Origin of the sequence: Kaistella antarctica (assembly GCF_900109615.1) — a bacterium.
Taxonomy (GTDB): Bacteria; Bacteroidota; Bacteroidia; order Flavobacteriales; family Weeksellaceae; genus Kaistella; species Kaistella antarctica.
The window spans coordinates 601248-613302 of record NZ_FOIX01000003.1; the positions used below are offsets into that span (position 1 = coordinate 601248).

10 protein-coding genes are annotated in these 12055 nt (G+C 36.1%); 8 read left to right on the forward strand and 2 right to left on the reverse strand.

Annotated features, from left to right (window positions below; translation table 11 throughout):
* Positions 1 to 14: 14 nt before the first annotated feature.
* Together ychF and BMX49_RS11305 are read right to left on the reverse strand one after the other, a co-directional pair.
* Positions 15 to 1106 carry a redox-regulated ATPase YchF gene (ychF, locus tag BMX49_RS11300; RefSeq protein ID WP_034720839.1) on the reverse strand — a complete coding sequence of 364 codons (1092 nt, stop codon included), beginning with the start codon at positions 1104 to 1106 and terminating at the stop codon, positions 15 to 17.
* A 151-nt stretch (positions 1107 to 1257) separates the two neighbouring features.
* Positions 1258 to 1809, reverse strand: a complete 552-nt coding sequence (locus BMX49_RS11305) for a ferritin (RefSeq protein WP_034720841.1) — start codon at positions 1807 to 1809, stop codon at positions 1258 to 1260.
* A gap of 231 nt (positions 1810 to 2040) precedes the next feature.
* Here BMX49_RS11305 and BMX49_RS11310 point away from each other — a divergent pair, with 231 nt between their 5' ends.
* From BMX49_RS11310 to BMX49_RS11345, 8 genes are all read left to right on the forward strand, one after another.
* Entirely contained in the window at positions 2041 to 2277 is a 237-nt protein-coding gene (locus tag BMX49_RS11310; RefSeq protein ID WP_034720842.1) for an HP1242/YdcH family protein, read from the forward strand.
* Between the two features lie 195 nt (positions 2278 to 2472).
* Positions 2473 to 3309 (forward strand): helix-turn-helix domain-containing protein, encoded by an 837-nt coding sequence (locus BMX49_RS11315; protein WP_034720845.1) that lies wholly within the window; start codon positions 2473 to 2475, stop codon positions 3307 to 3309.
* Positions 3310 to 3395: 86 nt separating this feature from the next.
* Complete coding sequence (locus tag BMX49_RS11320; RefSeq protein ID WP_034720848.1) at positions 3396 to 4703, forward strand: TolC family protein; 1308 nt, start codon at positions 3396 to 3398, stop codon at positions 4701 to 4703.
* Positions 4704 to 4734: 31 nt separating this feature from the next.
* Complete coding sequence (locus BMX49_RS11325; RefSeq protein WP_034720850.1) at positions 4735 to 5907, forward strand: HlyD family secretion protein; 1173 nt, start codon at positions 4735 to 4737, stop codon at positions 5905 to 5907.
* A 31-nt stretch (positions 5908 to 5938) separates the two neighbouring features.
* Positions 5939 to 7531 (forward strand): MFS transporter, encoded by a 1593-nt coding sequence (locus tag BMX49_RS11330; RefSeq protein ID WP_034720852.1) that lies wholly within the window; start codon positions 5939 to 5941, stop codon positions 7529 to 7531.
* A 348-nt stretch (positions 7532 to 7879) separates the two neighbouring features.
* Positions 7880 to 9688 carry a translational GTPase TypA gene (gene typA, locus BMX49_RS11335; protein WP_034720854.1) on the forward strand — a complete coding sequence of 603 codons (1809 nt, stop codon included), beginning with the start codon at positions 7880 to 7882 and terminating at the stop codon, positions 9686 to 9688.
* A 152-nt stretch (positions 9689 to 9840) separates the two neighbouring features.
* Positions 9841 to 10269, forward strand: a complete 429-nt coding sequence (locus BMX49_RS11340; RefSeq protein WP_034720856.1) for a hypothetical protein — start codon at positions 9841 to 9843, stop codon at positions 10267 to 10269.
* 216 nt (positions 10270 to 10485) lie between these two features.
* On the forward strand, positions 10486 to 12054 hold the full coding sequence (locus BMX49_RS11345) for a glycoside hydrolase family 10-like protein (protein ID WP_034720858.1): 1569 nt from the start codon (positions 10486 to 10488) through the stop codon (positions 12052 to 12054).
* Position 12055: the final 1 nt, after the last annotated feature.

Genomic DNA, 12055 nt, shown 5'->3' on the forward strand with positions numbered 1-12055 from the left:
ATGAGATCGTTTAATTAAACGTTAAATCTAAAATTCATCATATCACCGTCTTGAACGATATATTCTTTACCTTCGACTGAAAGTTTTCCGGCCTCTTTTACTTTGGCTTCTGAACCGAAGTGTAAGAAATCCTCATACTTAATGACTTCAGCGCGGATAAATCCTTTTTCGAAATCAGTATGAATAACGCCGGCAGCTTGTGGCGCTGTCCAGCCTTTTCCGATCGTCCAGGCTCGAACTTCTTTTACACCGGCGGTGAAGTAAGTTTGCAAATGCAAAAGATGGTAGGCTTTTCTGATGAGTCGGTTAACGCCAGGTTCCGTTAAACCTAATTCATCTAAAAACATTTCCCGTTCTTCAAAAGTTTCCAGTTCATTAATGTCAGCTTCGATTTGCGCTGCTAAAACGACTACTTCCGCGTTTTCTTTGGCTGCCATTTCTTCGATTTTTGCAATCCACGGATTTCCGTTTTTAATGGAATTTTCATCTACATTACAAACATAAAGAACTGGTTTGTTAGTCAACAATTGAACTTCGTCGATAATAGTTTTTGCAAAATCATCCATCGGAAATTCACGGGCGTTATTGCCTTCTTCTACAAACTTTTGCAGATTTAGAAGAGTTTCGTAGGTAAGCACATCTTCTTTTTTGCCAGACTTGATGAATTTCTTGGCCTTTTCTACTGACTTAGCCAGAGTCTCAATATCTTTTAATTGAAGTTCGATATCGATAATTTCTTTGTCACGCATTGGATCTACAGAACCTTCAACGTGAATAATATTTCCACTTTCGAAACATCTTAAAACATGAATAATTGCTTCACATTCTCGGATATTTGCTAAGAACTTATTTCCTAAACCTTCCCCTTTACTAGCGCCTTTTACCAAACCTGCAATATCTACGATTTCTACTACGGCTGGCAAAACTCTTTCTGGTTTTACTAATTTCTCCAATTCAAACAAACGTTCATCAGGTACAGAAACAGTTCCGATATTGGGTTCGATGGTACAGAAAGGATAGTTGGCAGATTGCGCTTTGGCATTGCTTAAACAGTTAAATAGGGTTGACTTACCTACATTGGGTAAACCTACAATTCCACATTTCATATCTTTAGTTCAAAGTTTATAAATCAAGGTTTAAAGCGCTGCTTCAACCCATTAAATTGAGAGTGGGCAAAGATAAAGATTTTGAGTGAGTTATGGAATAAAAAAAATCTGCCTTTCATCAAAGCAGATTTATTTTTATGTGTAAAAAATTTTAAGGATTTTCCGAAGTTGCGTTTCTGGCTAAGTCTGCATCATCAGGAGCAGTTCCTAATTCCCTATCCAAATACAATAGCGATTCATCGGTGGCGCGATCTCCGCCAGCAATTTTTAATTTGTCAATAAGATCCATGGCCAAAGTTTCTTCTTCGATCTGTTCTTTCACAAACCATTGTAAGAAATTCCAAGTCGCCCAGTCTTTTTCTTCTAACGCCATATTAACGAGATTATAAATTTTCTCAGTATTGTCAACTTCATGTTTGAAAACCAAATTGAAACAATTCTGCAAGCTCTGCGGATCATGACCTGGCGCTTCTAAGGCCATTACCCTCGGTTTACCACCGCGATTCAAAATATATTGCATGAATTTTATAGCGTGATTTCTTTCTTCTAAGGAGTGTCGCAAAAGGAAATTGCCAATGCCATCATAACCTTGATCAGTTGCCCAAATTCCGTACGATAAATAGGTGTGAGATTGAAATAATTCGACATTCATTTGTGTGCTCAACGCTTCTTCGAGAGTTGACGAAATTCTTTTAGTATCCATAATTTAAAATTTTATTAATCAGACTTTACCTAGCAAGAATAGTTCCTTTTAGCTACTTTAAGCTTTATTTAATGTTAAGATTATAGGATAATATTTTACTTTACGATCGAAAGAAATCCACTTTACAATACAATTCTAGAAAACCTTAAAAATAGTTACTGATTATTTTCATATTTGTTCGAAGCAAAATTTCCTTAACTTTAATCTATTAAAAATTAAATATTTAAAGTCATGGAAAATCACAATCTTACCCACGAATTCCCTGAATTAGAAGTTAAAATAAATGAGCTTAAATTAAAAGATGAAGTTTTCAAAAAAATGTATGTGAATTATGAAGAAGTAAACGCGTTGATTCAGCACTATGAAAAAGGCGAACAAAATCACACCACTGACGAACACTTAACTGATTTAAGGAAGAAAAGAGTTTATCTAAAAGACGATTTATATTCTTATTTGCACAAAAATTGAGACAATAATTACCTCGAATAATTTACCAAGCGGCTTCAACGGTCGCTTTTTTTTTTGGCCTTCAGCTTTCTATAATTGAATTTTTTCTACATAAACATTCATCTTTTATACCTTTTTATTTAAAATAAAAATTAATTTTACAGTAGCATCAAGTTAAGTATTGAAATAAGCTGCACGACTGACATTTTATAAATAATGGAAAAACCACCAATTCGGATTTTCGACGAAATTTTCATGAGTTCAAAAATTCAGTTGGAAAAACTTTACCAACAGGATCGCCCTGCCATTCTGTTTGTGAAAAAGGGCAGCGGAAAAATCACCATTCAAATTAATGAGATTGATATCAATGCAAATTCGGTAGTCTTATCTGAAACAAAATCCGTCTTTCAAATTCACTTTCTGAGTGACGATTTCGAAGCCCGCGCGATCATTTACAATAATGACTTTGTAGAGAAGCTGGGTTTAAAATTAAATAAGCTGAAAGTTTTTAAACATTTTAAAACGCACATCAATAAAACCGCCCATTTACCGATAGAAGAGTTTAATCTCATTTGGGCGCAATTGGGTTTAATGGCGATACTTTTAGATCATAAGATTCCTTTGAATTATAATGATGATGTGGTAGAACACTTGTTTTCCGCCTTTATTTATTCTATTTCAGGCTTTCTTTTAAATCAGGAAAAACTGGAGTCTAACAGGATGAGTCGCCAGGAAGAAATTACTTTCGAATTCTTGAAAAATGTTTTTGAAAATTTTCGAACCGAAAAAACGCTTCAGTTTTATGCTGATGAACAGCAACTCACCATCCGGCATCTGAGTTCTGTGGTTAAAGGAGTGACGCAAAAAACCGCGAACCAAATCATTTCTGAATTTGTAATGAACGAGGCAAAAATTTTATTAAGTACCAGCAAAGAGCCCGTGCATGAGATTGCGACGGTGCTGAAATTTTCTGATCCTTATTCCTTTTCACATTTCTTTAAAAAACATGAGGGAATGAGTCCAATTCACTATAGAACACAGTCCGATTTATAGAATCTTACATTTAGACATTTTCTTAATTGTTTTAATCATTGTATTGAGCGTCCCGTTACCATAATTTTGCATAAAAATAAGGACAGATGAATAAAAATATTAAAATAGCCAGTCTTTCGATTGCTCTTTTTTGGGCTGGAAGTTTTTCCGCACAAGTGAGAGAACTGACCATCAATGAAGCGACGTCGTTGGCTTTGCAAAACCATCCCCAATTGGCGGTTTCGGCAAAAGCAATAGAAATATCAAAGCAAAATACAGAGGTTGCAAAACTTCAAAAACTACCATCGATTACGGCTTCAACCAGTCAGTTTTATTTAGGAAATTCTTTAATTATCGATAAAGAATTTTCTAATTCCATGACGGTACAATTGCCCCATTACGGAAGCACGTACGGATTACAGGCAAGTCAACTCATTTTTAAAGGGGGTTTGGTTAAAAAATCAATTGAGATTACGGCTTTGCAGGAACAACTTTCTGAATTGGATTATGAAAAAGATCAGCAAGATGTGAAGTTTTTAGTGATGTCGAATTACTTGGATATTTTCAAAACAATCAATCAGAACGCAGTTTATTTGAACAATAAAAACTTAGCGGAAGAACGGTTGAAGAATGTTCAAAAATTCTATCAACAAGGAATGATCACCCGAAATGAAGTGATTCGTGGTGAGCTCGGAATTATGAACATCGATCAGGGAATCTTGGTCTTAAATAATAACCGCAAAATTTTGAATTACAATTTGAACAACGCTTTGGGATTACCAGAGAGTACCGAAATCGTCCCTGTTGAAAATATTGAGAGAGAACAGTCGCTGCGTGATTTAAACTATTACCTCGAGCTGGCACACCAAAATAATCCAAATCAAAAATATGTTAAAAGAAGTATCGAGATTGCGGATAAGAATATTGAGATCATTAATACCGACAAAATGCCGACCATCGCTGGTTTCGGAGGTTATAGTTTGAATAAACCCTTGACCAGCAGTTCGCCCGTTCTTGATATGTATTCAGGTGGTTTTCAGGCGGGAATTCAGGTGAGTTATAATATCGACAACTTGTTTAAAACGAAAGAAAAATTACAGCTAGGACAATTGCAAAAGGAACAGGTTGAGAAAACGTTTAATCTTGTTGAACAAAATATCAACATGCAAGTAAATGCCGCTTATATCAAACATCAGAATGCAATTGAAAATTTAGTAATTTTAAAAGAAGCACAAATATTAGCCAACGAGAATTACAAAATTACAGAAGCAAAATATCTGAATCAACTGGCCGTACAAGCAGAAATGACGGACGCTCAGAATCAGAAAATTCAGGCTGAATTAGATTACGTGAATGCGGAAATCGATCTACTTTATCAATATTACAACTTGTTGAAATCGACCGGAACACTTTAAATAAACGACTAACAGAATAAGAAAATATACAATGGAAAATAAGGAAAATAACCCAGAGATAGAAAACACTGACGCAGAAGCGCAGCAACCAGCGGCACCGACGAAAGTTGCCAATCCAGAAGCAGAGAAAAAGGTCAGCAAAAATAAAACGAATAAGCTTAGAAACACGATAGCTAATATTGCAGTTTTTGTGGTGGTTGCATTTGGCTTTTATTGGTTGATCAAAGAATATTTTAATGTTGGTAAAGAAAATTACACAGAGTCAGCGCAAGTTCAGGAGTTCATTAATCCCATCAACTCAAGAGTTTCAGGATACATCAAAGAAATAAAATTCACTGAGCATGAAGCAGTTAAAAAAGGCGACACTTTAGTGGTCTTGGATGATCGTGAAATAGAAACGCAGTTGGCTCAAGCGGAAGCCGCTTATCAAAATACTTTAGCACAAAGACAGGCGACCAATTCTTCAATCAACACCGTTTCCAGTAACGTTTCAGTTTTAGAAAGCAACATTGCCGGACAAAAAGCGAGATTGTGGAATGCCGAGCAAAACCTAAAAAGATATCAAAACCTTTTAAAAGCAGAGGCGGTAACCAGACAACAATACGATCAGGTGAAAACAGAATATGATGCAACCAGAGCCTCTTATCAAACTTTATTGAATCAAAAAAACTCAGCCAATCTTTCCACTTCTGAAGTAAGAAGCAAAATCGGAATTAATGACGCTGAAATTAAAAGAGCCAAAGCCGCGCTGGATATGGCGAGAATCAATTTGTCCTACGCCGTAATTACTGCACCTTATGATGGAATTATGGGTAGAAGACTGATTTCTGAGGGACAGCTTATTCAAGGTGGACAACAAGTTGGAACCATTGTTTTGGATGGTGAAAAATGGGTAACTGCCAATTTTCTGGAAAGTCAAATGCCTGAAATCGCAATCGGTAAAAAGATTATGATGAAAGCTGATGCTTTGGGCGGACAAGAATTTGAAGGAACCGTAACTGCGATTTCTGCAGCGACTGGTTCCCAATACTCTAATGTTGCCACCGACAACTCCACGGGAAACTTCGTAAAAGTTCAGCAAAGAATTCCCGTGCGAATTGAGTTTACTAAAAATAACAAACAGGCAGACATTGCAAAATTACGAGCTGGAATGAATATGGCCGTGACGGTGACTTCCAATAAAGAAACTGCAAAATCTAAATAAATGAGCGGTTGCATAACAAAAATAATCATTAATGTATAATCAGGGTCTCTTCAGAGCTTGGGTTCCAAAGCTGGTTCAACTGCTGCTCATCATTATATTCATTTCCGTGATCGTACCTATTAATGGCGTTTACGTAGGAAATGTTTCATACATGGTCGGCGGTACGGGAATGCCATCGGAGTATTATGTCTGGGCAAATTACGGAAGCACTATTGGAATGGGTGCCGCGATGCCGATCATTTTAAGAATGAAATGGAGGTATAAAATTCGGGACAAAGTGACTGTCATTTTTATCTTAATTGCCATCTTAAGTTATCTTAATGGAACGACGGATCGACCTTTATTGATCGTGGCGAATTCTGTAATCATCGGTTACTTAAAAATGATTGTGATGCTGGAATTTATTATTCCGATTATGTTTATGATCAGTCCAGAAGGAAATCGTGGCAAATTCTACTCGGTCTTCTACCCTTTCTCCATCATTATCTCGCAGATCGCAGGTTATATCCTTACCATTATCGCCTTTGATTTTAACTGGCAGTTTGTACATATTGCAAGTGCCGCAGTTTGTTTATTTCTGGCGTTACTTTCCTGGATCTTTATGCACGACAAATTTTTCGGATTCAAAATGCCGCTCTATTATATAGACTGGTTGAGTATCTTGCTTTTTGTGTCAGTATTTATGTTTGGGTCGTACGTGCTCGCTTTTGGAAAGCAACAATATTGGATTCATTCTCCGAAAATTATTAATGCGAGTACTGCGTCTTTCGTAAGTTTACTATTATTGGTTGTGCGGCAATACACTTTAAAACGGCCTTACATTTCCTTTAAAATATTTAGAAAGAACAATGTAATTCATGGCTTATTGATGTTGCTGATGACCGGAATGTATCTGGCGACAGGCGCGATTCAGAATATATTTACAATTGGAATTTTGGGTTACGATTCGGTACTCAATGCAAAATTAAATTTATTAATGATTCCAGGCATTGTAGCCGCGGGCGTTTACATGGCTTTCTGGTTTAAACAAGGTCGCGGTTTAAAGATGTTTATCTTCCTAGGATTTGCTGCGATGTTGGCTTACACCGTGATTATGTATCTATCAATGAGTCTGGAATTCAGTTTTGAAAATTGGATTTTACCTTTGTTATTAAAAGGATTCGGAATGGGTGCGCTGTTTATTGCTGTTTGGTATTACACGCTGGATAAATTAGAAATGACCCAGATGATGGCCGCTACCGGTTTGGTTTTGGTTTGGAGAACCTTCTTTTCTGTCGGTATTTTCTCCGCTTTGTTTGCTTGGTTACAATATCAGTTTCAAATTGAAGCAGTAGGTAATCTGGCCATATATATGGATGGCAGTGCTTTCAGTTATAATCAAGTGATGGGAAATATGAAAGCCATTCAGTTCAATGCCATAATCGCGGCGAACAAAAGATTGCTGGGTTACGTTTGCATCGCTGGTGTTGGGGTACTCCTTTATATATTAGCCTATAATTTTGGTGAGGATCGACATAAAATGTATCGTGGAATAAAAGTAACGGCGGATCGAAGACGACACAAAGAGAAATTGAAAAGAACACAAATGCAAGAAATTGAAGATGCTGCCGGAGCAGTTCTTTAGAAAGGTCCTTATTTTCTGTTTTTAATGAAAGTCCAGCTGAGGTAATAATCGCTGGACTTTCTGTTATTGTTAAAGATGATGCATTATAATTTTAAAGTAAATTGAAATCTAACCAATTAATCATTTTTAAAAAAATAAATTCCCAGTGTACAATAATTTTTTTCAGAATTAAGTGGTTTATTTGGTACCTATTCCCTATTCTATTTTGCCTTTGAACCTAAATTATCCGGTTGAAAAGCAGCCAATATTAAATTTTCTCTAAATTTTAACATAAATATTTATTAAATTAAACAACTTATAAAAGAATTTGACGAAAAAAGCTTACTTTTGCCCCGTCAAAAAACGAATATGCAAAACATTAGAAATATCGCAATTATTGCGCACGTTGACCACGGTAAAACGACTTTGGTTGACAAAATCATCCACGCAACCAGTGTTTTCCGTGAAAATCAAGCAGATTCAGGCGATCTGATCATGGACAATAATGATTTGGAACGTGAAAGAGGAATCACCATTTTATCGAAAAATATTTCGGTGCAGTATAAAGATTACAAGATTAATGTAATTGATACACCAGGTCACGCCGATTTCGGTGGTGAAGTAGAAAGAGTTTTGAAAATGGCTGACGGAGTTTTACTTTTAGTAGATGCTTTTGAAGGACCAATGCCACAAACTCGTTTTGTATTGCACAAAGCTTTGGAATTAGGATTGAAGCCAATCGTAGTTATTAATAAAGTTGATAAACCAAACTGTCGTCCTGATGAAGTTCATGACAAAGTATTTGATTTATTCTTCAACTTAGAAGCAACTGAAGAGCAATTGGATTTCCCAACATTCTACGGTTCATCTAAACAAGGTTGGTTCAACACGAGCTTAACTCCTGCAGAAGATATTACGCCATTATTAGACGGAATTATTCAATATGTTCCAGAACCAGAAACTTATGAAGGTAGCTTGCAAATGCAAATTACTTCGTTGGATTTCTCTTCTTTCTTAGGTCGTATCGCGATCGGAAAAATTAGAAGAAACTCAATTAAAGAAGGACAACAAATCGGTTTAGCTCAGGCAGACGGAAAAGTAGTAAGAGGAAAAGTAAAGGAACTTTACGTTTTCGAAGGTTTAGGAAAGAAAAAAGTTCAGGAAGTAAAAGCCGGAGATATCTGCGCGATTGTTGGATTTGATAAATTCCAGATTGGTGATTCATTCGTTGATCTAGAAAACCCAGAACCATTGCCAAGAACTGCTATTGATGAGCCGACTTTGAACATGACGTTCTCGATTAACAACTCTCCTTTCTTTGGAAAAGATGGTAAATATGTAACTTCAAATCACCTGAAAGAAAGGTTGTACAAGGAGTTAGAGAAAAACTTAGCCTTAAAAGTGGAACCTACGGAAGATGCGAATACATTCTTAGTATTCGGTCGTGGTATTCTTCACCTTTCTGTTTTGATTGAAACAATGAGAAGAGAAGGTTATGAAATGACGATTGGTCAGCCACAAGTAATCATCAAGGAAATTGATGGGGTAAAATGTGAGCCTTATGAAGCAATGGTTGTTGATGTACCAGATGAATATGCATCTAAAGTAATCGACTTAGCAACCCAAAGAAAAGGTGATTTGCATATCATGGAAACTAAAGGTGAAATGCAACATATGGAATTCGAAATTCCTTCAAGAGGATTAATCGGATTGCGTTCTCAAATGTTGACTGCAACTGCAGGTGAGGCAATTATGGCGCACCGTTTCAGCGAATACAAACCTTACAAAGGTTCGATTCCAGGAAGATTGGTTGGAGTATTAATCAGTAAAGGTCAAGGACCGGCTACTGAATATTCCATCGCAAAATTACAGGACAGAGGCCGTTTCTTTGTTGATCCGGGCGAGGAAATTTATGAAGGAATGATCATTGGTGAGCAAAACAAACCAGGAGATCTAGTGGTAAATATCGTGGAAGCAAAACAGTTGAACAACATGCGTGCTTCTGGGAAAGATAAAGATGGTAATATCGCTCCAAAACAATTATTCTCATTAGAAGAATGTATGGAATACATCCAAGGTGATGAAGCGATTGAGGTAACTCCAAACTTTATCAGAATGCGTAAAAAAGTACTTTCAGAAAACGAAAGAAAACGTATTGAAAGAGGCGGTAAAGCTTAATCAAACGATACTATTTAAAATAGATTGGCTTAGCCAGTTATATAAAAGAGTTCCAAATTTATTTGGAACTCTTTGTTTATTTATTATCTAATTTAGCTCTTTAATATTCAGCATATTTATGTGTAATCTATTTAATTTTTAATAAAATAAAAATGAAGCAAATAATTTTAACAATCATTCTGGCAGTTTCTTTAATTAATTGTAAAACATTTGTAAAAATTTCAGATAAAACAGAATTTGGGAGAGAAGATGGGTTCATAAAAGTATTTAATCCCGCAGCAAATTTCAAATCTTTGACTTATGGAGATTTCAAGTTCGCAACTACAAAGGATATTTATAAAGAACTTAAAGCCGAAAAATCAAACATAAGAAATATTCTATTTTATGCTAAAACGCCTGATCCATCATATGAATATTATGTTTTACTTAATCCAAAAAATAAAAATTTCAATCTACAGAAATACGTTGTTAAGGATACAGTTTTAAGTAGTAAAAATTTTGTTATTTTAGTATCTAAAGCTGCACCTCAAAGCGATATTAGATTTATACCATCAAAAATTTTCGAAATTAATAGTAATTAGAAAAATATTTATTAACAGGATATTTCACTGCTGCGCAAATTCTCCGACTTTGAGCCACTAAGTTTTTTTGCTTTTAAATCCAAACCATTAATCACATTCCTTTTTATATATTTGCGATTGTTATTTTTGTCCTTGCGAAATTGAGTTTTTCTTAGGCAGAAACCGACAATTTAAATAAAATCAGTCCGTTCTATATTTTTCCTTTAAAATTGATCTATGAAATATTCTTTTGCGAAAGCAACCTCGATATTATTTTTACTTATTTTCCTTTTTATTACCTCTTGCGCTACTAAAAAGCCAGCTGTAAAAAACACTAAGAAACCAGTTGTTACGACCAAACCTGCTCCGCCAAAACCAATCATTGAAAAACCGGAAGCAAGATTAAATCTACCAGAAGTTAACCGTGAATTTCGGGCAGCCTGGATCGCGACAGTAGCAAACATCAACTGGCCTTCAAAAAATAATTTATCAACGCAACAACAGAAAGACGAAGCCATCAAAATTTTAGATTTGTTGCAAGATGCTAATTTTAATGCAGTCATTTTTCAAGCGCGTCCGTCTGCGGATGCCATGTATAAAAGTGAATTGGAACCGTGGTCTTATTTCTTGACTGGTTCCATTGGTAAAGCTCCTACTCCATTTTATGATCCGTTAGAATTCTGGATTGAGGAAGCTCACAAACGTGGAATGGAATTGCATGTTTGGTTGAATCCCTACAGAGCGCATCACACCACTGGCGGCCCAATTACGAATGAATCGATGGTAAAGAAAATGCCGGAGCAAATTATTAAACTGCGCAACGGAATGTATTGGATGGATCCTTCTGATGACAAAACTCAAGATCATACTTCAAAAGTAATTAAGGATTTGGTGAAAAGATATGACATCGACGCCATTCATATTGACGATTATTTTTATCCGTACCGAGAGTATAACGGTGGCAAAGATTTTCCAGACAACAGAACTTGGAACGACTATCAAAAACGTGGCGGAAACCTTTCCCGAGCAGATTTCAGAAGAGCGAATGTGAATAAATTTATTAAGAGAATTCATGATGAAATTAAAGCCGAGAAAAGTTATGTCAAGTTTGGAATTAGCCCCTTTGGCATCTGGAAACCTGGTTATCCAGAGGGTATAAAAGGGTCCTCACAATACGATGAATTATACGCTGATGCTAAACTTTGGTTGAATCAAGGTTGGGTTGATTATTTCTCGCCACAACTCTACTGGAAAAATGAGGGTCCCCAAAGTTTTACTTCGTTGCTGAAGTGGTGGGAAAGTGAAAATACCGAAAAAAGACATCTATGGCCAGGCTTAAATACGATTGGCTTAAAAGGAGTTACCGACCGACCAACCGAGATTGTGAATCAGATCAATTCCACCAGAAGCCTGCTGAAAAATGGCGCTGGAACTATTCATTACAGTGTTGATGGATTATCGAAAAGTCCGGCAATGCTAGCTGCCGTAAAAGCGTCTTATAAGACTAAAGCTTTAATTCCTAAAACTCCTTGGATCAAAACAACTCCCTTAGAAAAACCGATTCTTTTTGTGGAAAACAGTGCCAATTCTTTTCATGTAAAGTGGAATTCGCTGGATAACCAAAAGGTTTTTCAATGGATCCTTTATGTCAAATATGGCGAAACTTGGGAAACAGAAATTTTGGAAAAGGACTTCATTTCTCAGAATCTTCCATCAACCAAAAACGGCAAGAAACTGAACACGATCGCCGTTAAATCGGTTGATCGATTGGGGAACGAAAGTGAGTATGCTGCGAAAAAGCTTTAAA